Here is a 22,724-nt window from a genome sequence, read left to right on the forward strand (position 1 = left end):
TTATGGTTGTACCATATCCATATATTTTTTTATGTCTGCACGTGACATCTGCCCTTTATGGTGTGCCTTTATAATACCATTTTTATCTATAACATATGTATTCGGTAAATCATTTGCATTATAGGCTTTCATCACATCTCCTGAACCGTCAAGCGCAACCATTAACTCTACTTCTTCAGGCAGTTCGCTGAAGAACTGCTTTATTTGCTGTGGTGAATCTTTCACATGTACTGTAAGCACTTCAACACCTTTAGAGTGATAGATTTTGTTCATGCGGTTTAAGTCAGGCATCTCTTCTTTACATGGGTTACACCATGTTCCCCAGAAGTTTAGAATAACACCTTTACCTTTATAATCACTTAATGCTACTTTTTCACCTTCTAAATTTTCAAGTTCAAATAACGGTGCTTTATCTCCGACTTTCACAACCTTCTCACCATCTTTAACAACACTCACATATAATATAAAACCAATAGCAATTAATATCAGCAGCATTATTATATACTGAATCCACTTTTTCTGTGACTTTTGCATATAAACCCATTCTCCTTTTTGCAATATAATTTTTATTATAACATGCAAAAACACATAGTCTGTGGCAACTATGTGAATTTTGGACTATGATTTATTTAATGCCATATTTCTTAAGGTCTTAACTTCATGGGGACTTAATTCTCTTGCATCTCCTGCATTTAACCCTTTTAGTGTTAGCGGTCCATACTCAATACGTGATAGTTTAACGACTTCATGACCAAAATGAGCAAACATTCTACGGACTTGACGATTTCTACCTTCATAAATAGTAATTTCAACTAATGTCGTGTTTTTCTCTTTATCTTGAGACTTAACTTTCACAAGTGCAGGAGCAGTTTTACCATCTTCAAGCATAATACCTTTTTCAAGTTGCTTTACTTGTTCACGTAACAAGAATCCCTTTAGTTTAGCAACGTATTTTTTCTTCATCTTATATTTAGGGTGCGTCATTTGGTTTGCAAAGTCTCCATCATTCGTTAATAAGAGCAAGCCCGACGTATCATAATCCAGACGTCCAACCGGAAAGATCCTTAAATTGAGACCTGGAAAATAGTCTGTAACGACCTTTCTTCCTTTTTCATCAGAAACACTTGTAATGACACCTGTAGGTTTATGGAAAAGAATATAAATTTTCTCTGGGTTCTCTAGCGGGATACCTTCTACTTCGATAATATCATTTGGCTTTACTTTTGTGCCGAGCTCAGTCACAGTTTGTCCGTTTACTGTTACTTTGCCTTCAGTAATTAACACTTCAGCTTTCCTTCTTGATGTAACACCACTCTTTGCGATTACTTTTTGCAATCTTTCTAACTGTTCATTCATAATTCATCCTCCGTCTCTAAATTTTTAAAGAATCGTTCAATTTCATCTGATTCTGTATTACCCTCTTCATCCATCGGGAGCTCATCCAGGCTTTTTAAGCCGAATGCTCTTAAAAACTCCTGTGTTGTCACCAGTAATTTAGCTCGAGCCTCTTTTTGTTCATTTGCTTTAATAAGCCCTTTTTCAATGAGTGTCTTTATCGGTCCATCAGAATTTACACCACGTGCAATTTCTATATCTTGTCTCGTCAGAGGCTGATTATATGCGATAATCGCTAAAGTTTCCATTGAAGCTTGCGTCAGTTTCTTCTCTTTCGTATGTGTAACAAGGTGTTGTAGATACGGTGTTAAACTGTCATTAGCCATAAGAAAGTAACTGTCTCCTAACTTTCTTATCTCTAATACACTATGGTGAAATCTCCTGGTCATATCACTTATCTGTACTGGTGTTAGCTGTACAACTTCGCATAAAGTCGATTCATCAACGCCCTCATCTCCGGCTGCATATAATAACCCAGTTATAATTTCTAGTTTATCAACCATTATAACATCTGCCCCTTTCTATATAAATATCACCAAATGTATGCTCTTGACGTATTTTTACCGTCTCCACCTTCATTAGTTCTAATAAAGCCATAAAAAGGGTGACAATCTGCGTCTTAGTTTCCGAAAATGTTACAAAATCAGCAAACGTAATCTTTTGTTTGTGCTGCAACTTTTCAACAATATTCTTAGTTGCATCTTCAATTGAGTATGTATCCCTTGTCATTGATATTGTAGGTTTTACTACATGCTGTCTTTGCTTTGCCTTATGATATGCCGTTATAAGATCCATCAAATCAAGTTCTAACGAGGTATCAATCTTCTCGAATCGAGAAAGGTCATTCCCACGTTTAACAAAATATCGCTCTTCTTCCTTCTTTTTTTCATTGAGTATTTCTACTAACATTCTATAGTTCTGATACTCAATAAGCTGGTTCATCAGACCCTCTCTCGGGTCCTCAGTTTCTTCAACCGTTTCTGTACTTTCTGGCAGAAGCATCCTACTTTTGATGCGCAACAACTCACTCGCCATTACAAGATAATCGCCATGCACATTGATATCTAAATCAGTGACTTCTTTGATATAATTGATATATTGTTCAGTCAGAATTTTCATCGATATATCATAGATATCGATTTCATACTGCTTTATAAGATGGAGCAGTAGATCGAGTGGTCCCTGAAAGGACGCGAGTTTTACTTCATACATTATTTCACCTATATTCTGGAGTGGTTAAATTGAAAACTATTATTGCTGAGTACGTCTATTATTTTGAATATCTGAGAGATTATTTCGAATGTCATGAACTGTTGGAAGACTTCTGGAAAAATAAACCTGAATTTACCAAGCAAGACTTTGAAGTTGGCCTAATACTACTTGCAACTGGCCAGTATCATATGCGCCGTGGCAATATTACAGGCGGACATCGCTCACTGTCGAAAGCAAAGCGAATCCTCAAACTTTATATCGATTCCCATTATGAACGATTTATTGATATTGCGAGATTAGCATCCGAGATTGATATGCTTATAAACTCACCAGTATACCAGCAGATCACTCTTCCAGTGCGTCCAGAAGTTCGTTCGTTATTGCGTGATAAAGCGCATCACATTTCATCAGACATCCACGAAAATATCATTCACAAACATTTGAAGCGTGATAGAACCGAAGTCCTTTTGGCTAGACACAGTGCATTATACAATAAAAAGCCAATAGACGAGTCCCCACACAACGGCCATCATGGTAATAAAGGTTAGCAGCATCATGTTATTTCGAGGCTTTCCATCCTTATGTTCAGATGTTTTCAGTATCTGTCGTTGTTCCTGTGGTTTGAATGCCTTATTTTCACTTGCATTTTTTTTATTCATACATTTCTCCTATGCTCTCGGGTGTGTATTTTTATAAACTTCACGAATTTGTTTCGTATCGATATGTGTATATAGCTGCGTAGATGAAATATCAGCATGCCCAAGCATCTCCTGTACAGCACGTAAGTCTGCACCGTTCTCAAGCAGGTGTGTGGCGAACGAATGCCTTAACGTATGAGGTGTCAGCCTTTTTTGTATTCCTGACTCTGCCTGGACCTGTTTCATTATCTTCCAGAAGCCCTGTCTAGTCATACGCTTTCCATGGAAATTCAGAAACAAACTATCTGTCATCTCCTTTTTAAGCATTTTATGACGTGTGTTCGCAATATAAGCATCCATCAGCTTAATCATATGCGTTCCTATAGGGACAATGCGCTCCTTATTACCTTTACCTGTCACTTTAACAAAGCCCATAACAGTATTTACATCCTCGACATCCAGATTGATAAGTTCTGACACGCGCATACCTGTTGCGTATAGTAGTTCGAGCATTGCCTGGTCCCTTCTACCTGTTACTTTAGAAGTATCAGGTGAAGATAAGAAAATGTCAACTTCCTCAACCGTGAGTATATCCGGAAGTTTTCTTTCAAATTTTGGCGGTTCCAGGATGATTGTCGGATCTTTCACTGCATATTTTTCTCTAAGTGCAAACTGATGGAATCCTCGAACGGATGCAGTGATTCTAGCAAGCGTCTTTGACGATTTACCATCGTCCTTTAACTTGCCGAGAAATAATGAAATCGTAAATCTATCGATATTATCTATAGAACCAATATGTGATTCTTCTAAAAACTTCTTATAATGATTCAAATCTCTTCTGTACGCTGCGATCGTATTTTCACTCAGTCCTTTTTCAATCATAATAAAGTGTAAAAATTCATCTATGATTTCCTGCATATCCTCACCTCTTTGTAGATTAAGTTTACCATAATATTTTATATGAATATATAAAAAAAAGAGACTGCAGTCTCTTTATTCATTGATACGTTTATTAAGTTCATCCGCTCTGAAACCTTTTTCAGTGCACATTCTACATATTCCATGAAAGGTCAGACGGTGGTCCATAATCTGAAAGTGATAGTCACGTTCAACCTTTTTCTCAACATCCTCAAGTAAATCTTCTTCAATCTCTTCCACCGCACCGCAATTCATGCACACAAGGTGATGATGGAAGTGTTTTGCACCTTCTTTTCTCAGGTCAAAACGTGCGACCCCATCACCAAAATTTATTTTATCTACAACTTTCAGTTCAGCTAAAAGCTCCAGTGTCCGATAAACCGTTGCAAGTCCAATTTCAGGAGATTTTTCCTTTACCTTCAGAAAAACATCTTCCGCACTTAGATGATCTGCTTCATTCTCCAATAATACAGTAACTGTCGCTTCCCTTTGAGGGGTTAGTTTATAAGAAGCTTCATGTAACTGCTCCTTTATTCTATTAATTCTTTCCTGCATATCCTCACTCCTAAAGGTAACGATTAATATATATAAAATATCAGTAATTGAGAATTAATGCAAATAAATTTATTCTCAGATTAGAATAATTATTAAATGATAATTAATTTATACCTTATTTTCTTAATTTGAGCTGATAATTTAATATCGCAAGAATCGTCTTCGCATCTTCTATCTTCCCTTCATCTATCCAGCGCAGAGCTTCATCTAATGTCAGCCAATGATGACTGACAAACTCATCCTCATCAGGAGATAGTTCGTTAGATGCAACTAAAGTATCTGTATAATAAAGCGAAATAAATTCATCACAAAAACCTGGAGATACATAGAATTCTTTTAAAAGTGATAATTGCAGAGGCGTATACCCAGTTTCCTCTTCAAGTTCACGCCTAGCAGTTTCTATTCTTTCTTCTCCTGGTTCAACCTTTCCTGCCGGGACTTCAATCAGACATTTCTCCATTGCCTTGCGAAATTGTTCTACAAATAGAATCTTATTGTCTTTAACAGCAAGAATCGCAACAGCTCCTGGATGTTTTACAACTTCTCTCACTGTTTCTTTGCCATTGGGTAATGTAACGATATGTTCTTCAACCTTAATCACTTTACCGTCAAATATTTGTGTTTTTTCAATCGTACGCTCTGTCAGATCCATATCAATTCACTCTCTTTCATTTATCATGTTAAACTATACTTATTATAACGAATGGAGGAATAATCTTGAAGACAAATCATACGAAAAGTGGTCTTATATTTTCACAGCTCGGCTTAGGAGCAATGAATCTTCCTCAAACACAAGCCGAGGCAGATAAAATTTTAAAGACGGCGTTAGAAAATAATATTACTTATATTGATACTGCCGACTTGTATCAAAAAGGACATAACGAGGAAACTATTGGGGAATTTCTGAGTTCTAACAAGCTCAGACATGAAGTAACCCTTGCTTCTAAAGTTGGGAATGAGTTTAATATGATTAACGATGAAGTTAAATGGAATCCTTCTAAATCTCACATAAAACGTAGTATTACTGACAGCTTAGCCCGTTTAAAGACAGATTATCTGGATTTATATATGCTGCATGGCGGGACAATTGAAGATAATAAGGATGAAGTCATAGACACGTTTGAAAGCTTAAAGAAAGAAGGATTAATTCGTGCTTATGGCATAAGCTCTATCAGACCGAACGTTATTGATTATTACCTTGAACATAGCAATATTGACACAATAATGATGCAGTTCAGTTTAATCGATAATAGACCAGAGCAGCTTATTGAAAGTATCGAGAAGCACGATGTTCGAATATTGGCAAGAGGTCCTTTAATGAAAGGTCTACTGACAGATCATGCATCCCGCATACTAGATACTAAATTTAAAGACGGCATTTTAGACTCGAGTTATGAAGCATTAAAACAGAGTATTGATCAAGCTAAGCGTTCTGGAAATCTAACTGAACTTGCGTATCAATATTTACTGCAGTATCCTGTAGCATCGATTGTAAACGGTGCATCAAGCAAGGAACAGTTACTGGAAAATATTAAGCATTTCGAAAATGCGTTGAAGCAACAAGGATCAAACATCGAACAAGTAAGGACATTTTTTAAAGATATTGATTATAAGGATCATATTAAATGAAATCAAGAACACTGATAAACACATTGTTAGGTCTATCTGTTGCGAGTGGTATTACTTCCAGCATCATTGGTATTATTGCTTCAAATTATCTTCTGAACTTTAAGCTAAGAGACGTTGAAGTAATCAGGAGAAGAGAGATCAAAGCAAAACGGCTGGATGAACAAGCCTTTAAAGCATTGAATCCAATCGATGTAACAATTCACTCACGCAACGGCTATAATCTTAGCGGAACAGTGGTTAAGCCTTATCAACATAATTACTGGATGATTTTTTGTCATGGTGTCACTGAGAATAAGATAACAAGCATAAAATATTTAAATCTATTCATATCATTAGGCTTTAATGGTATCATCTTTGATCATAGAAGACATGGCCAAAGTGAGGGTAATCACTCAACATATGGATACTATGAAAAAACCGATCTGGAAAGTGTGATCACCTTCTTGAAGGAGCAGTATGGCTATGATATTAAGTTTGGCATTCATGGTGAGTCTATGGGTGCAGCAACAACATTGCTCTATGCTGGAGAGCTCGCAAATGAAGCTGAGTTCTATATTTCTGATTGCGCTTTTAGTAACTTTAGTCAGCTGCTGACTCAGATCATCGAACAAAAGTCGAGATTAGGAAGCGGCTTCCTTCTCTATTCTATGAATCGAATATTAAGACTAAGAACACATTTCACCTTAAATCAGGTCTCACCTATCAATGTCATACACAATGTCGAACAACCTATCCTGTTCATCCATTCAAAACCAGATACATTTATCCCATATACACATTCCGTTGACCTTTATAACAAGAAGATTGGACCTAAGATGCGCTGGTATCCGGAACATGGTGGTCATGCTGCGAGCTATAACGTCAACCCTCTGACATATAAGAAAGTCGTACAAAACTTTCTTGAAACATACAACCTATTGCCTCCAGCTCAGCCATAATCATTTTACTTTTGTCATAAAAAATGGTTTGAACATCTTTTCGATGGAGCGTGGAGCGAGGTTATACACCTTTAAAGCAATATACATCCACTTTGGACGATTAATTTCTCTTCGTGGATTGTGTATTGCCTTTATTATTTCTTGTGTCAGTATATCACTACGTATCATAATCAGACGATTTAAGAGAGATACATTGCCGCTCGCCTTAAAGATAAATTCTGTATCTACTGGACCTGTGTTGACAACAGTAAATGAAGCTTCAGGCATCTCGAGCCGCAAAGCATTTATCGTTTGATTGAGTGCAGCTTTAGAAGCAGAATAGATTGCCCCTCCTGGGGTCGCTGCATGAGCCGCCAATGAACCTAGTATAATGAAATGCGGTTTGTGTTGTTCATTTAACATCGACTTGATAATATAGACGACACTTTGATAGTTGACGAACATCATCTCATTCATTATTTCGGGTGTCATCGACACGAGCGATCGATAATTTGCGAATCCTGCACAAAATATTACAACATCAAAGTCAATACGAGCTACCTCCTCAATAAAGGCCAAAGTTGACTCCTCTGACTTAAAGTCAGCATATAGCAATACACATCGATCAACGAACGATTCTCTTAGATGAAAGAGCTTACTTAATGTTCTTGCACATGCATACACCGTGTTTCCTTCTATTAGAAGCTGTTCAGCAAGTTTAATTCCAATGCCTCCCGAGGCACCCGTTATCAATATTCTTTTACTCATAATCCTCACCATCGCAATTGTAAATTATATATAGTTTACACTATAATAAATGCTATGAACAATTTATGGAGGGATAGTATGAAAATCGTGTTCTTTGGTTCTGGTAATATGGCAAGTGCCATTTTTATCGGACTTGTTGAGAGTAAAACGATTCAAGGCAAGGATATATTTATCACGAACCGCTCTAATGAAGAAGAATTAAAACGCTTTAATCAACTTTATCAAATAAATTATAGCTATGACGACGAGGCTCTGTTAAAAGATGCTGATTTCGTCTTCCTGGCGGTAAAACCGTACGACTTTGATTCAGTAGCACAACGAATCAAACCTTATCTCTTTGAAGAAAACCACTTTGTATCAATGATGGCTGGTGTTCCAATCAATCAAATTAAGAATAAATTAAATGCACATAATCCAGTCGCACGCATTATGCCGAATACGAATGCACATGTTCAGCAATCGGTTACCGGCATATCTTATTCTGATAATTTTGGTGAAGATGCTAAATCAAATCTTAATGCCCTACTGGAAGCATTCGGTACATCTATCGAAGTGAAAGAAGAATCTCTTCATGATGTCACTGCAATAACAGGAAGTGGACCTGCGTTTCTTTACTATGTATATGAAGAATATATAAAAGCTGCAAAGCATCTTGGACTGTCTCCTGATGATACGGATATTGCCGTGAGAAACTTGATTATAGGTACTGGAAGAATGCTGGAAAACTCAGAACTTTCAATTGATCAGCTACGCGAAAATATTACCTCTAAAGGGGGAACAACTAAAGCCGGATTAGATGCTCTGCGCAAGCATCCAATAGAAGAAATATTTATTGATTGTTTAGAACACGCGTTGAACAGAAGCAAAGAACTAAGTGAATAAAACGGTAGTGACACCGATATACATGAATAAAATCAAAAAAGACGGAAGGAAATGATTTTTGTTTCCAGCCGTCTTTTTGATTTTATTCCACATCGTACTCAGAAAAATCATCTGCAATAAAAACTTCACATTCTGTTTTAGTTTCTATTTCAGCTAGTAATCGATTTATATCTTTAGTAGTATAGCGATTGCTGACATGATTGATAATAAGCTTTTTCACATTTCCCGTACTGACAAAAGATAGGACATCATCAATATGACTATGATAGTATTTATGACTTAATTCTACATCCCCATCGAGATATGTACACTCATGTACAACAACATCTGCATTCTCTGCCAAAGAAGCTTCGTTTTCACAAGGCATTGTATCTCCAAAAAATACGAGCCTCTTCCCTTTTTTTCCGGCAGTCTTAAAATCCTCAGTGTTGTATATTTTCCCATTTACTATGACTTGTTCACGCAACTTAAACTCTTTATAGACCGGACCTGGAGCGATGCCTTCAGCTATCAACTTTTCTTTTATTAAGTTACCAGCCGTATCAGGCATTACTACTCTGTATCCGAATGAAGGGATCCCATGTTTTAATGCTCCGACTGTTATTTCGATATCATTGATAATAAATTCGTCACCATGATCAATCTCGATAATCTCAAGAGGATAATTAAGATGTGAACAGGAGATCGTCAGTACTGTATCAACAAACTGTTTTAACCCAGCTGGACCATATAATGTCAGTTTTTTGTCCTGGCCCCCTTGAAAACTTCTTGAAGTTAATACACCTGGTAGTCCAAAGATATGATCTCCATGCAGATGAGAAATAAATATATGCGTGAGCTTACCAAGTTTAATGTTAGTATGTAATATTTGATGTTGTGCTGCTTCCCCACAATCAAACATCCAGTATTCATTATAGAGTGGATTTAAAGAAAGGATCGTCGTCTGCGTATTTCTTTCTTTTGTAGGTAATCCGGCGCTCGTTCCTAAACAAATAATCTTCAAATTAAAAACCACCTTTTCATCACGTAATTATAGCATGTTTTAATTGTATTTTTATGTGTTCTATGAAAAAATATAAAGAATAACAATAGAATCGAGGTTAGTTATCTTGGATATAAAAAAGCAAAATATTCCCTGCTTAATTACCATTTTTGGTGCAACAGGCGACTTAAGTCATCGTAAATTATTTCCATCCCTGTTCCATCTTTTTCAACAAGGAAATCTCAATGACCAAATTGCAATCATAGGAATCGGCCGACGTGACTGGTCAAACGATAAATTCAGAGCTGAAATCAGAGCATCTATCGAGAACTTCGTAGCTGATACACATAAGATTGACGCCTTTATGGAACACGTATTTTACCAGCCGCATGATGTAAATGATGCAGCAAGCTATGCATCGCTCAAATCTCTTTCAGAAACTTTGGATAGTGAATTTAATCTGCAAGGTAACCGCCTATTTTATTTAGCAATGGCTCCAGAATTCTTTGGTACTGTTACCGATCATTTAAAATTAAGTGGCCTTACAAAGACGGATGGTTTCAAACGTTTAATAATTGAAAAACCATTCGGTAAGGATCTGAAATCTGCTGAACAGTTGAATCAGCAGATTCGTAAATCATTCAAAGAAGAAGAAATATATCGTATCGACCACTATCTCGGAAAAGATATGGTGCAAAACATTGAGGTCATCCGCTTTAGCAATGCTATGTTCGAACCATTATGGAACAATAAATACATCTCAAATATCCAGGTCACTTCATCTGAAATACTTGGTGTTGAAGATCGAGGAGGCTACTATGACAAGAGTGGCGCCCTTAAAGACATGGTTCAGAATCATATGCTGCAAATCGTTTCTCTTCTGGCAATGGAGCCTCCTATCTCACTCTCATCAGAAGATATCAGAAATGAAAAAGTAAAAGCTTTACGTTCCATTCGTAAGATCAAACCAGAACATGTCAAAAGCTATTTTGTTCGCGGGCAGTATGATGCTGGTGAAATCAACGGTGAGAAGGTAAAAAAATATCGTGATGAAGATAATGTCGCACCAGATAGTAATACCCCTACTTTCGTTGCAGCGAAAGTCATGCTTGATAACTTCAGATGGGCCGGTGTGCCATTTTATATTAGAACTGGAAAGCGCATGAAAGAAAAAGAAATCAGAGTGGTTGTAGAATTCAAAGAAATGCCGATGAATCTATATTATCAAAAAGACAACGAACTCGATTCAAATCTGCTGATCATCAACATTCAGCCAAACGAAGGCATTGAACTTCATTTAAATGCTCGTAAATATATAGAAGGCCTCGACACAGAGCCTGTAAAGCTCTCTTATGCGATGACTACACAAGATAAGATGAACACCGTAGATGCATACGAAGGATTAATCTATGACTGTTTACGTGGCGATGCGACAAACTTTACGCATTGGGAAGAATTGAAAGCAACTTGGTCATATGTTGATACAGTAGCGGAATACTGGGATAACAATCCAGCACCATTTCCAAACTACCCAGCAGGGAGCAACGGACCAATCAAGAGCGAATTACTGCTTAGTCGTGACAATTTCCATTGGTGGGACTTCTAAACATATATACAGCTTTATCATTAAATAACATCTGAACAGTTTTTGTTCGGGTGTTATTTAATATGATTCAACTCTATAATTCAAAGTAATAATTTTATTTTCTATTTATTTATGTTATCTTAATCATAAAAAGGATTTAACTTTATGAACGATGCATACTTTGATCACCAGCTTAATATTCAGACAGAAATTTATTATGAGTCATACTCTCGTGGTGCAATTCATCGCTATGAACCGACAGACTATATACATCTCGAAAAACTATTCCAAATGATTAAGCCATTGATAACTGTTGATGACGTATTTGTCGATATCGGCTCAGGGATGCATCGAGTACCAATCTATGCGGCCCATCAGCTACAAGTTCAAACTAAAGGCATCGAAATTAACAAACAGCTTTATATGCATGCATTAAAGAATATCCAGGCATATTCAAAGCATCACCGATGCCATATCGAAGCGATCAACTGTGATATATTGGATTATAATATTAAAGCACAGGATAGCATTTTCTTTCTATTCAATCCTTTTTCTGTACATATCTTCAAAAAGTTTATCGATTCGCTACTGTCAATTAAGGACTTACAAAGAAAATTACTCATCTTGTATTATCCTGATGCTAGTTATATCAACTACTTGCAATATTTCAATGAAATCACCCTGCTTCACACGATCAAGCTAGAAGACTATGATAACGACAAGCAGGAAATGATACATATCTACGCTATTAACTACGAGATTTAGAAAGTGTGAAATGATGAAATCAATTGAAACTGTCCAAAAAACAATCGTATATCTTGAAGATCATTTATTACAGTCATTTACACTTGATGACCTTAGTAATTACCTTGAAGAGAGTGCATTCCATATTACACAGTCCTTTACCATGATCACAGGAATGACTGTGGAAGAATACCTCCACAGCAGGAAGATGACAGAAGCTGCAAACTATTTATTGAACGGAAACTATAGACTTGTCGACGTTGCAAAAAAGTACGGTTATACGAGTGCTCATGAATTCAGTACAGCGTTTAGTGAATTTCATGGAACTTCTCCGATACAAGCCCGTGCAAATCCAGAGAAACTCCAGATGGTTCATCGCCTTTATCTGCAGCTCTCAACAACAACGAAGCCCCCCGCGCATTATAGTATAAAACATGCTGATCATACTGAGTTAGTCGGAAAATCCGTCAGAATAGATAACCAGCATCTATCGAATCAATTTTTAATTCCTGATCTAATCTATAATGAAAACCAGGATGGATTTATCGATGAATTGTTGCATTTGAGTACGAATGGTAAATTATATGTAACACTTCATCCGGATATAACAGGTGTTCATATATTTATCGGCGTTCAGTCAGAACGATCTTATCATTATGAAACTTTCGCCATCAATCGTGCTCAATATGCAGTATTTCAATCCAGAGGACATCTGGATTATATTTTCAGTGAGATTTGGTATTCTATCGAAAAACAGGTCGATCTTCAACTTAATTATTTAAGGAATGAGCAGTTTGTCTATGTGCTTCCTTCAGATTATGCATTCGACAACCACTTTAATAAAGTAGAGCTATGGATTCCTATCGAGAAACAATTCTAATGTCAGATTATAAATCAATATATCAAATAAACCAGAACGATGCTGTACAGTGACAGTATTGTTCTGGTTTATTTGAATTTACTTATTATATTTTCAGAATGAAAAAATTATTATTTCCAGTCCGTATGGAATGTACCTGCTTTATCTTTTCTTTCATATGTGTGTGCTCCAAAATAATCACGCTGTGCCTGGATAAGGTTAGCAGGAAGATCTTTCGCAGTATATGAATCAAAATAGTTGATTGCAGAAGCAAAAGTCGGTACCGGTGTACCTGTCAAAATTGCAGTTGATGCAACCGTTCTTAAACTTTGCTGATATTTTTCAACAATCCCTTTAAAATAAGGATCAAGCAATAAATTCTGAAGATCATTATCAAGATCATATGCGTCTTTGATCTTTTGTAAGAACTGTGCACGTATAATACACCCTTCACGCCAGATCATTGCGAGATCACCAAGCTGTAAGTCCCAGTTATAGCTGTCTGAAGCTTCTTTCATCTGTGCAAATCCTTGAGCATAACAACAAATCTTACTCATATATAATGCTTCACGAATGGCTTCAAGGAATTCATCCTTATTTCCTTCAAAATTATTCTTTTCATTTTGAATAGCTTCATGCGCAATTACACGTTCATCTTTTTGACTTGATATCGTTCTGGCAAATACAGATTCGGTAATAATCGTTAATGGAACCCCTAAGTCAAGCGCATTAATTGATGTCCACTTACCTGTACCTTTTTGTCCTGCTTTGTCCAGTACTTTCTCTACAAGCGGTGTGCCATCTTCATCTAGCTTATTAAAGATATCAGCCGTAATTTCGATAAGATAGCTATCTAGCTCTCCTTCATTCCATGTCTTAAATGTTTCTGCAATTTCTTGATGTGACATATTGAGTACATTCTTCATCAGATCATAGCTTTCTGCTATAAGCTGCATATCCGCATATTCTATACCGTTATGTACCATCTTCACATAATGTCCTGCTCCATCTGGACCAATATAAGCGACACACGGCTTGCCATCCTTAGCTTTTGCTGCAATAGATTCTAGAATCGGTTTAACGAGTTCATAAGCTTCCTTCTGACCACCTGGCATGATAGATGGACCGTGAAGTGCGCCTTCTTCACCACCAGAAACACCCGTTCCGATAAAGTTGATTCCTTTTTCAGAAAGATAGACATTACGTCGAATCGTATCATTATAATTGGTATTGCCGCCGTCAATTAGAATGTCACCTTTATCTAATAATGGCAATAGACTTTCAATTGTCGCATCTGTTGCTTCTCCTGCTTTAACCATCATCATAATCTTTCGGGGAGTTTCAAGACTATTTACGAATTCTTCCAAAGTATATGTCGGATGAATATTCTTACCAGTTGATTCTTTCATCATTAAGTCTGTTTTGTCACTTGAACGATTATAGACTGAAACAGAATTACCTCTCGATTCAATATTCCATGCAAGATTTTTACCCATAACTGCAAGACCAATAACACCTATTTGTTGTTTACTCATACTCTACCTCTTTCAATAATTATTCCATTTCATTATAACATATTGTAATGTCACTTTGATTAAACAAGCTTGATGATTTCAAGGACCTGTTCTGTTAATTTCTCCATCTCCGTAACTGCAATTCTTTCATTTACTGTATGAATCTTCTCATAACCAACCGCAAGAACAACTGTTGGAACACCATAACTATTAATAAGGTTGGCATCACTACCGCCACCATTGGATACCACCTCAGGCGTTCGACCGATATTAAGTGCTGATTGCTGTGCTATCTTTATTACTTCGCTTTCTTCAGGTACATGGAATGATGGATAATTCACAGTAACTTCTACGTCTGCTGACCCACCAAGTTCTGCAGCGGCTGTTAAAAATGCCTCTTTCATGTGCTGTACTTGTTGATGCATCTTTTCCTCATCCAGGCTTCTTGCTTCAGCGAGTATAAAGCAGCTGTCAGCTACAATATTCGTTTTTTCTCCACCTTCTATACGGCCAATATTTGCAGTAGTTTCACCATCTATTCTTCCGAGCTTCATATTACTGATTGCACGTGAAGCTATATTAATTGCACTTACACCTTTTTCAGGCTCAACACCAGCGTGTGCTGTAACACCTTTAATAGTGACATTTAATGATGCATTATTAGGGGCTCTATTGACGATTGTACCGACTTTGTTACCTGCATCCAATGCAAATCCATAGCCGTCAACTAATTTACTACCATCTAAAGCTCTAGCCCCGACTAGTGATGACTCCTCTCCTACAGTAATCACGATTTGAATTTCACCATGGTCACGATGCTCTTCTTGCAATGTCTGAATCGTTTCGATAATTGCTGCAATACCTGCTTTATCATCCGCACCAAGAATGGTACTACCATCAGTATGGATGATACCATCGGTTACAATCGGTTCTATACCTTGACCAGGTGTCACCGTATCCATGTGACAAGATAATAATATCGGTTTTTGATCTGTGTTTCCTTTTAATGTAATAAAAAGATTGCCCGCACCAAAACCTGTCTTTTGCTGAGTGTCATCTTCTTCTACTTGCAGTCCGAGCTCTGAAAATACATTTTTAAGGTGATCAGCGATTGCTCTTTCATGTCCTGTTTCACTATCAATCTTGACAAGACTTTTAAATGTTTCTACTAATCGTTCAGTATCCATATCATCTCTCCTTTTTTTTCGTTACTACTAATGTACCAAAGGTTAGGTAAACAGAAAAGTCTAAGCATTGGCATGAGACATTTGTTATAATTATTTTAATACTTATGAAAGGATGGTTTCCTTGAACAAAAATCTTTTACGTTTTACAATCATCATTTTACTTGTACTTATAGTATCTGCTCTTATTTTAAGCAGTGTACTACCATATTTAACGAACTAAAAAATCAGGACTGCGTCCTGATTTTTTAGTAGAGTTTTAGTGATCCAAAATTTGATTTAATCTCAAGATACTGCTCAATCTCATTCAGAAGCTGGATTAAAGCTGCTCTTGATTTCAACTGTTTATTATTCATCGGTAAAGGATACTTTTCAACATCCAGCATAATAGCATATAGGTCATGTAATCGGATAGCAGTGAAATTGTTGCTGGATATATTGCTTGATAAGTCTTGTAATAGATTACTACAATTAACATGAAGCTTATCACTATGGTCCATCTGGTTAATTAGGTCCACCATCCGTAACAGAAGTTCAAGCTGTGCTTCACGCATATTAAAGTAATGATAGTATGAATTTTCATTTCTTGTAAAATGATTCTCCACTTCTGTATATGCTACAGATTTAGCACGTTCTATCGTCTGATGCAGCTTAACAATCTGTTGTTTATCTAGTGCTATTTCTGGATAGATAAGCGCATCACTCAACTTTGAGACGATGACCTGAAACTCTGCTTCGATTTCTTTCTTATACTCATTCAATCGCATTGATAAGTCCGGCATATATAGATTAAGCAATAATGCAATGCCAAGTCCGACGACAATCAAAGTTATTTCATTGATTATTACGTGTCGGTTTATATAACCAAAATTAAAACAATGTAGAATGATGACACAACTGGTGACTACACCTTCTTCAATACCGAACATAACAGTCACTGGAATAAAGACTAGTACAAGTAAACCGAGCACGACTGGATTAAACCCAAGATGCGTAAAGAATAGATAAGAAAACAGTAATCCTAGCATACACGAAAAGAAACGCGCGCTGGCTGCCTGCAATGACTTTACACGTGTATTTTTTACACATAAAACAACCAGGATGGCTGCTGATGCGTAATTATCAAGTCCTAATAACTTACAGATAATTACACCCAGAGCCATCCCGAATGCTGTCTTTATCGTTCTGAATCCAATACGATAAGGTCTAATCTTCATCTATTAACGCTCTTCGCAATGCTCTTCGAATAATGCTTGAATATTTGTAATAACACTCATAGGATCATGACCTTCAATTTCATGTCTTTCAATCATAGAGATAATCTTACCATCTTTAAGTAATGCAAATGATGGACTGCTTGGTGGATAACCTTCGAAATATTCACGCGCTGTAGCAGTTGCTTCTTTATCCTGACCTGCAAATACTGTTACAAGCTGATCCGGTAATTTATCATAGTGAACAGCATGAGCTGCAGCTGGACGAGCTATTCCACCCGCACACCCACAAACCGAATTAATCATAACAAAAGTTGTACCAGGCTTATCGAATGTTTCATTTACCGCTTCAGACGTCGTTAATTGCTTATACCCTGCATTCTCAATCTCTTGACGCGCTGTGTTAACAAAATCTTCCATATACATATTGAAATTCATATCCATTGATATAACACCTCTTCTAAATTGATACAACTATCATAACGAATAAAGCCTGTTAAATCTAGTGATTAATTCGTGAAATTTTAACACATATAGATAAGCTTTTAATTCATTCTGCTACCGACATTAAAAGAAAAGCACCTGCAAAAATCTTTTGTAGGTGCTTAGAATAGCTCTTAACGTCTCGAAATCAAAGAATGTTCATTCAAACTAAATGTACTACGTACACGCATCATCTGATCAATACGTTCTTCAGCTAAGCGTTCTGCTGCTAAAGCTGTTGAAATGTTATCACGTTTCGCGATTTCAAATACTTTATCCATCTGATCATAGATTTCATTGACTTTTTTTGTTGCACGGTCCTGGTTATAGCCGCTTAACTCATCAGCTACATTAATAACTCCCCCAGAGTTTACAACAAAGTCTGGTGCATAGATAATATTTCTTTCTTTAAGCATCGCTGCATGGATTTCCATATCCTTCAGCTGGTTATTCGAAGATCCACACACTGCCTTAACTTTCAGTTGTGGAATTGTATCATCGTTTAGAACAGCGCCTAATGCACATGGTGCAAAGATATCCGCTTCAACAGAATAGATTTCCTCAGGCTTCACTGCAGTTGCGCCGAAGTCATTCACCGCGCGATCAATTGATTCCTGGAAGATATCTGTAACGATTAGTTTCGCACCTTCTTCGTGTAAATATTTACATAAAGTATAAGACACATTTCCTACACCTTGTACAGAAATCGTCTTACCTGCTAAGCTGTCATCGCCAAATGCTTCTTTGGCCGTACGTTTCATCGCACGATATACGCCTAACGCTGTCATCGGGCTTGGATTACCGCTTGATCCATAACTTTCTGATAATCCTACAACATAGTCAGTTTCTGCATATATCGTGTCCATATCTGTAACGGATGTACCGACATCTTCTGCAGTAATATAACGACCATTTAGACTTTGGATATAACGTCCTAACGCTCTGAACATCGCTTCAGACTTATCTTTCTTAGGATCGCCGATGACAACCGTCTTCGCACCACCTAGATTAAGTCCCGCTGCTGCGTTCTTATACGTCATTCCACGAGCTAATCGAAGCGCATCTTCAATTGCTTCTTCTTCACTATTATATGGCCACATTCTGCATCCCCCAAGTGCAGGACCTAGCGTTGAATCATGTATTGCTATGATTGCTTTAAGACCGCTCGCCTTATCCTGACAGAATACAACCTGCTCATAATCGTATCGTTCTAATGTTTCAAATATCATTGCTATTCCCCTTTTCAGATCAAGATATGTAACTGCTTACATTTTTATTATAGTACTAACAATTAAATATTTCAATTTACGAAGTTTTATTAGATTGCAGCATATTTTTCGACTATCAAATTAATACAATCATGTTATAATAACGATATATAAAAATGAAATTGGTGATGTTTTGAAAAAGGTTATTGCATTGATGGTGCTTGTTGTTCCAATCTATTTGGCTGGATTAGGTATTAAATGGATGAGAGATGCACTTTTTGGTATTCTTGTTCCAGAGCTCCATTATATTTGGCTACAATTTATTATTGGGTTTGTTTTGATGGTGCTTGGTGTTAGTTTTGTCGGTGGATATATACTGCACATCGAAAAGAAAAGTAAACGAGCACAGCAAAAGTTCCGTAAATAATTATATTCAAAAAATCGAGATGCTGTAAACTCAGCTCTCGATTTTTTTCGTTCGTTTTAATTGGACTGCACGTTCAACTTCATCTGTAATAATCCCGGTAACACTGCTACTCATCCATGTCTTCAGATCTTTTTCTTTGTTTACTGTATATACTCTTGCTGGAAGTTCATTATGTTCTAGTTCAACAAGGTGATCAATCGTGATATGCTTTGCATTCGGATGGATACTCTTTATATTATAACTTGTCTTATAGTCCCAAGGTGACGTATGATATCTATCAAATAACAAAGCAGTTTCGTATGATGAATCTAACGCTTCCATCTTAACTAAACTTTCAATATTAAAGCTTGATATGATAATCTGATCAATAATATCATAACGCGTTAATAGTTCATGTAATTTTATCTCTATCTTACCTGCTTCAGCTTTAATTTCGATATTTAATAGCTTATTATGCTTTTTCACGATATCTAAAACTTCACTGAGTAGCGGCACCTTTTCATCAGTCACATTAAAGAGGCCGTTCTTAATGTTAAACTGCTGAATTTCATCAAATGACATTTCTACAACTTTTCCTCTTCCAGTTGTTGTTCGGTTGATTGTATGATCATGAATCACAACGATCTGTTCATCTTTGGTCAGATGTATATCTAATTCGAAGCCGTCTGCACCATATTCGACTGCCTTATTAAAGGCAAGTAATGAGTTTTCTGGGTATTTAGCGGAATATCCTCGGTGTGCAAATATCATTACCATAACTATCCATCCTTCAGAAATTTAATAAGTTCACCAATTGTCGGCTTTATGTATCTGCCCTGCTCCTTAAAAATTTGTTCTAACCCATTGCTCCATGCTTTTTCTATCGCATGGCGAATAGACCTTTCAACATTCGCCGATTTCACTTGATGTAATTCAGCGATTTCAGGATATAGCATGATCGTCAGTTGAATTTTCTCATTTGGATGTTTGCTCACAATATCAAGTGCATCCTTTAAATATCTTGTTCCTTTATGTTTGTCGTTAAAGCCTAAGTTATTCAACAGCTGATCTGTATGATCAACAAAATCCATATTGCAAATTTGATAGATTCTGCTGATAAAATTATCAAAATTAATCGGCTTAAGTATGAAATAATCGACACCTAACGACATCGCCTCTCTTAAGATCGAGTCTTTGCCAAAGGCGCTTAAACAGATTATCTTATACTCATGAGATCTAGGAATATATTTTTCAAGTAAGCCAATACCATCAATGTACGGGAGAATCAGATCAAGTAGAAGTAGATCAAAATCGCATGTTTCAATCATGTGCACTGCATCTTTTCCATTATGACACATCGCTACGACCTTCATGTCATATTGTTCTAGATAGGACTTGATCGAGAGTGCTAATTCCCTTGAATCATCAACTATTGCAACTTTAAGTACCATATTATCCCTCTTCTACTTAGTGTTTTGAGCAATTAATTCTGCTGCATGATCAAGCGTTAACGGTGTGACCTCTACCCCCGATATCATTCTTGCAACTTCATGAATTCTCATCTCTCCATCAAGTTCTGTAATCTGAGTAATCGTGCGATCATCATGTTCGATCTTCTCTATATAGAGATGATGATCACTGATTGCAGCAACCTGAGGCAAATGTGATATGCATATCACTTGAATATACTCAGATATATCATGCATCTTTTCAGCCATTTTCTGTGCTACTTTACCTGAAACGCCAGTGTCTACTTCATCAAACAATATAGCAGTCTTTCCTTTTGATTCTGCAAATATACTCTTTAGGGCTAACATAATACGAGAAAGTTCCCCACCTGAAGCAATTTTATATAATGGTTTCAAAGGTTCACCTTTATTTGGACTAATCATAAATTCCAATGACTCGATTCCTTCACTTGTCGGTTCAGTTTTATGGAAAGCCATTTCAAAGTTTGCACCTTTCATCTCAAGATGGTGGATCTCATCTAAAATGTTATCTCTGAGACTCTGCGCAACGCGTCGTCTTGCTTTGCTCAGTTGTGACCCTGAAGTCATAACTTTGTCGTATAGGTGTGCGATAGCCTGGTGAAGTTGCGTTGTCGATTCTTCGATATTTTCTATTTTATTGATTTCCGCTTGCAGTTCCTCAATAAATGGAATTAGATCATTTAAGGATTTACCATACTTTCGTTCTAAAAATTGGATATCATTCAAACGAGCTTGTAAATCATTAAGCTCCTGTTCATCATAATCGTTATTCGAAAGTGCATCATGTAATGTATGCTTTGTGTCATCTAAAATATAATATAGCCCTTCTACTTCTTCTTTTGTTTTATCAAACTTTCCAGGAATAATTGCACTTACTTCTGTCAGCTGCTCTTTAAAATCAAACAATAATTCCAGTAATTTTCCCTCATCATTAAGCAGCGTTATCGATTTAGATAAGACATCGTTTAATTTTTCAAAGTTTTCAAGTCGATTAATCTCTTCTTCTAAACGTTCTTTTTCATTCACCACAAGATTTTTATCCGATAACTCTTTATACTGATATTTTATCAGATCAAGTCTTTGAAGCAGTGCTTCATCTTTTTGCTGGAGCTGTTCTAGCTCCTTCTGTTTCTCTTTGTAGTCAAAGTAATACGCTCTGTATTCTTCATATAACTTCTGATAGTCCTGCTCTGAATATTCATCGAGCAGCATAATATGATATTTCGGTTTTAGTAGATGCTGTGTTTCGTGTTGTCCATGAATATCAAGAAGCTCTTGCATAACTTCACGAAGTTCAGTTAACGTTATCAGGTGGTTATTTATTCTACAAAGACTTTTACCGCTTTTAAAAATTTCGCGCTTGACAAGCATAAAATCATCGAGTGGTATCTCTTTTTGTTCAAGCAGGTATATCACCTTATCATTGTTCTCAATATCAAATACACCTTCTACAACTGCTTTTTGTTCTCCATGACGAACCATAGTCTGACTCGCACGCATTCCAATCAACTGCCCAATCGCATCAATAATAATTGACTTTCCTGCCCCAGTTTCTCCACTTAATACTGTTAAGCCATTTTTAAGTTCAATCTCTAATGATTCAATAATTGCAAACTGCTGAATAGATAATGAAACAAGCATCTAATACCCCCATTATAACATGTTAAAAATACGTTCCGTAACCTGCGCCGCAGCAGATTTATCTCTACATATTAATAAGCATGTGTCATCTCCACAAATTGTACCGATTACTTCATCCCATTCAAGCTGATCAATGATGGCTCCAATGGATTGTGCATTACCTGGTAATGTCTTTAAGACGAGTAAGTTCTCCGTACCATCTAGTTTTACAAAAGAATCCATCAAATATCGTCCGAGTTTATCAATCGGGTGATACTTGCGATCTCTTGGTAGAGAATATACATATTGTCCGTCCTTAGTCGGTACTTTAATAAGCTGTAGCTCTTTTATATCTCTCGAAATGGTTGCCTGAGTTACATTTAGGTTGATTTCATTTAATTTTTCTACCAGTTCTTCCTGTGTTTCAATATGCTGATTAGAAATGATCTCTCTAATTTTAATTTGTCGCATCGTCTTGTTGGCCATTGTGCACCTCCATGTGCATATTTATACATTATATT

26 protein-coding genes are annotated in these 22,724 nt (G+C 36.6%); 8 read left to right on the top strand and 18 right to left on the bottom strand.

Features of this window, described 5'->3' with window-relative positions:
• The 4 genes from resA to QA539_RS05940 form a co-directional block, all read right to left on the bottom strand.
• Positions 1-534 carry a thiol-disulfide oxidoreductase ResA gene (resA, locus tag QA539_RS05925; protein ID WP_219491840.1) on the bottom strand — a complete coding sequence of 178 codons (534 nt, stop codon included), beginning with the start codon at positions 532-534 and terminating at the stop codon, positions 1-3.
• Between the two features lie 84 nt (positions 535-618).
• On the bottom strand, positions 619-1,356 hold the full coding sequence (locus tag QA539_RS05930) for a pseudouridine synthase (RefSeq protein ID WP_413474539.1): 738 nt from the start codon (positions 1,354-1,356) through the stop codon (positions 619-621).
• On the bottom strand, positions 1,353-1,898 hold the full coding sequence (scpB, locus tag QA539_RS05935; protein ID WP_219491847.1) for an SMC-Scp complex subunit ScpB: 546 nt from the start codon (positions 1,896-1,898) through the stop codon (positions 1,353-1,355). The genes QA539_RS05930 and scpB overlap by 4 nt, the downstream gene beginning before the upstream one ends.
• Entirely contained in the window at positions 1,891-2,607 is a 717-nt protein-coding gene (locus QA539_RS05940; RefSeq protein ID WP_419894961.1) for a segregation and condensation protein A, read from the bottom strand. The genes scpB and QA539_RS05940 overlap by 8 nt, the downstream gene beginning before the upstream one ends.
• Positions 2,608-2,636: 29 nt before the next feature.
• On the opposite strand from QA539_RS05940, the gene QA539_RS05945 reads away from it, so the two are divergent.
• Entirely contained in the window at positions 2,637-3,155 is a 519-nt protein-coding gene (locus QA539_RS05945; protein ID WP_219491854.1) for a DUF309 domain-containing protein, read from the top strand.
• Between the two features lie 120 nt (positions 3,156-3,275).
• Here the strand turns inward: QA539_RS05945 and xerD are convergent, their stop codons facing one another.
• From xerD to QA539_RS05960, 3 genes are all read right to left on the bottom strand, one after another.
• Complete coding sequence (xerD, locus tag QA539_RS05950) at positions 3,276-4,163, bottom strand: site-specific tyrosine recombinase XerD (RefSeq protein WP_419894962.1); 888 nt, start codon at positions 4,161-4,163, stop codon at positions 3,276-3,278.
• 75 nt (positions 4,164-4,238) lie between these two features.
• The gene (locus tag QA539_RS05955) at positions 4,239-4,718 is read right to left on the bottom strand and encodes a Fur family transcriptional regulator (protein ID WP_283721872.1); all 480 of its coding nucleotides are present in this window, start codon (positions 4,716-4,718) and stop codon (positions 4,239-4,241) included.
• A 115-nt stretch (positions 4,719-4,833) separates the two neighbouring features.
• A complete protein-coding gene (locus tag QA539_RS05960) occupies positions 4,834-5,370 on the bottom strand; it encodes an NUDIX hydrolase (RefSeq protein ID WP_283721873.1) in 537 nt (178 codons plus the stop codon).
• Positions 5,371-5,435: 65 nt separating this feature from the next.
• On the opposite strand from QA539_RS05960, the gene QA539_RS05965 reads away from it, so the two are divergent.
• Both QA539_RS05965 and QA539_RS05970 read left to right on the top strand, forming a co-directional pair.
• Positions 5,436-6,347 carry an aldo/keto reductase gene (locus QA539_RS05965; RefSeq protein ID WP_419894963.1) on the top strand — a complete coding sequence of 304 codons (912 nt, stop codon included), beginning with the start codon at positions 5,436-5,438 and terminating at the stop codon, positions 6,345-6,347.
• Positions 6,344-7,285, top strand: a complete 942-nt coding sequence (locus QA539_RS05970) for an alpha/beta hydrolase (protein ID WP_419894964.1) — start codon at positions 6,344-6,346, stop codon at positions 7,283-7,285. Before QA539_RS05965 ends, QA539_RS05970 begins: the two co-directional genes overlap by 4 nt.
• Here QA539_RS05970 and QA539_RS05975 read toward each other — a convergent pair whose 3' ends face one another.
• Positions 7,286-8,032, bottom strand: a complete 747-nt coding sequence (locus QA539_RS05975) for an SDR family NAD(P)-dependent oxidoreductase (protein ID WP_219491867.1) — start codon at positions 8,030-8,032, stop codon at positions 7,286-7,288. It lies immediately after the preceding gene.
• A gap of 78 nt (positions 8,033-8,110) precedes the next feature.
• On the opposite strand from QA539_RS05975, the gene proC reads away from it, so the two are divergent.
• A complete protein-coding gene (proC, locus tag QA539_RS05980; RefSeq protein WP_219491869.1) occupies positions 8,111-8,914 on the top strand; it encodes a pyrroline-5-carboxylate reductase in 804 nt (267 codons plus the stop codon).
• Positions 8,915-8,996: 82 nt separating this feature from the next.
• On the opposite strand, the gene rnz is transcribed toward proC, so the two are convergent.
• On the bottom strand, positions 8,997-9,917 hold the full coding sequence (rnz, locus tag QA539_RS05985; protein WP_419894965.1) for a ribonuclease Z: 921 nt from the start codon (positions 9,915-9,917) through the stop codon (positions 8,997-8,999).
• A gap of 106 nt (positions 9,918-10,023) precedes the next feature.
• On the opposite strand from rnz, the gene zwf reads away from it, so the two are divergent.
• The 3 genes from zwf (at position 10,024) to QA539_RS06000 (ending at position 13,105) form a co-directional block, all read left to right on the top strand.
• A complete protein-coding gene (gene zwf / locus QA539_RS05990) occupies positions 10,024-11,502 on the top strand; it encodes a glucose-6-phosphate dehydrogenase (protein ID WP_419894966.1) in 1,479 nt (492 codons plus the stop codon).
• 144 nt (positions 11,503-11,646) lie between these two features.
• Entirely contained in the window at positions 11,647-12,246 is a 600-nt protein-coding gene (locus QA539_RS05995; RefSeq protein ID WP_283721875.1) for a hypothetical protein, read from the top strand.
• 10 nt (positions 12,247-12,256) lie between these two features.
• A complete protein-coding gene (locus QA539_RS06000) occupies positions 12,257-13,105 on the top strand; it encodes an AraC family transcriptional regulator (protein ID WP_419894967.1) in 849 nt (282 codons plus the stop codon).
• Between the two features lie 110 nt (positions 13,106-13,215).
• Here the strand turns inward: QA539_RS06000 and gndA are convergent, their stop codons facing one another.
• The 5 genes from gndA to QA539_RS06025 all read right to left on the bottom strand — a co-directional run bounded on the left by gndA (position 13,216) and on the right by QA539_RS06025 (position 18,708).
• On the bottom strand, positions 13,216-14,619 hold the full coding sequence (gene gndA / locus QA539_RS06005) for an NADP-dependent phosphogluconate dehydrogenase (RefSeq protein WP_283721877.1): 1,404 nt from the start codon (positions 14,617-14,619) through the stop codon (positions 13,216-13,218).
• Positions 14,620-14,678: 59 nt separating this feature from the next.
• Positions 14,679-15,785 (bottom strand): M20/M25/M40 family metallo-hydrolase, encoded by a 1,107-nt coding sequence (locus QA539_RS06010; RefSeq protein WP_419894968.1) that lies wholly within the window; start codon positions 15,783-15,785, stop codon positions 14,679-14,681.
• Between the two features lie 245 nt (positions 15,786-16,030).
• Positions 16,031-16,999 (bottom strand): aromatic acid exporter family protein, encoded by a 969-nt coding sequence (locus QA539_RS06015; RefSeq protein WP_099483053.1) that lies wholly within the window; start codon positions 16,997-16,999, stop codon positions 16,031-16,033.
• A 3-nt stretch (positions 17,000-17,002) separates the two neighbouring features.
• On the bottom strand, positions 17,003-17,440 hold the full coding sequence (locus tag QA539_RS06020) for a BrxA/BrxB family bacilliredoxin (RefSeq protein ID WP_219491888.1): 438 nt from the start codon (positions 17,438-17,440) through the stop codon (positions 17,003-17,005).
• Between the two features lie 173 nt (positions 17,441-17,613).
• Positions 17,614-18,708: a Glu/Leu/Phe/Val dehydrogenase dimerization domain-containing protein gene (locus QA539_RS06025; RefSeq protein WP_120785616.1), complete on the bottom strand. Its 1,095-nt coding sequence runs from the start codon at positions 18,706-18,708 to the stop codon at positions 17,614-17,616.
• A gap of 172 nt (positions 18,709-18,880) precedes the next feature.
• Between QA539_RS06025 and QA539_RS06030 the strand changes: the two genes are divergently transcribed.
• Positions 18,881-19,114 (top strand): DUF2627 domain-containing protein, encoded by a 234-nt coding sequence (locus tag QA539_RS06030; RefSeq protein ID WP_099483051.1) that lies wholly within the window; start codon positions 18,881-18,883, stop codon positions 19,112-19,114.
• Positions 19,115-19,144: 30 nt separating this feature from the next.
• On the opposite strand, the gene QA539_RS06035 is transcribed toward QA539_RS06030, so the two are convergent.
• From QA539_RS06035 to ahrC, 4 genes are read right to left on the bottom strand one after another with little or no spacing between them, the layout of a single operon-like run.
• Positions 19,145-19,870: a glycerophosphodiester phosphodiesterase gene (locus tag QA539_RS06035; RefSeq protein WP_419894969.1), complete on the bottom strand. Its 726-nt coding sequence runs from the start codon at positions 19,868-19,870 to the stop codon at positions 19,145-19,147.
• 2 nt (positions 19,871-19,872) lie between these two features.
• Positions 19,873-20,544 (bottom strand): response regulator, encoded by a 672-nt coding sequence (locus QA539_RS06040; protein ID WP_099483049.1) that lies wholly within the window; start codon positions 20,542-20,544, stop codon positions 19,873-19,875.
• Between the two features lie 12 nt (positions 20,545-20,556).
• Positions 20,557-22,224, bottom strand: coding sequence for a DNA repair protein RecN (gene recN, locus QA539_RS06045; protein ID WP_219491900.1), 1,668 nt, complete (start codon positions 22,222-22,224; stop codon positions 20,557-20,559).
• Positions 22,225-22,236: 12 nt separating this feature from the next.
• Positions 22,237-22,689 carry a transcriptional regulator AhrC/ArgR gene (ahrC, locus tag QA539_RS06050; RefSeq protein ID WP_219491903.1) on the bottom strand — a complete coding sequence of 151 codons (453 nt, stop codon included), beginning with the start codon at positions 22,687-22,689 and terminating at the stop codon, positions 22,237-22,239.
• Between the last annotated feature and the right edge of the window lie 35 nt (positions 22,690-22,724).

Source organism: Macrococcus psychrotolerans, from assembly GCF_038095555.1.
GTDB lineage: Bacteria > Bacillota > Bacilli > Staphylococcales > Staphylococcaceae > Macrococcoides > Macrococcoides psychrotolerans.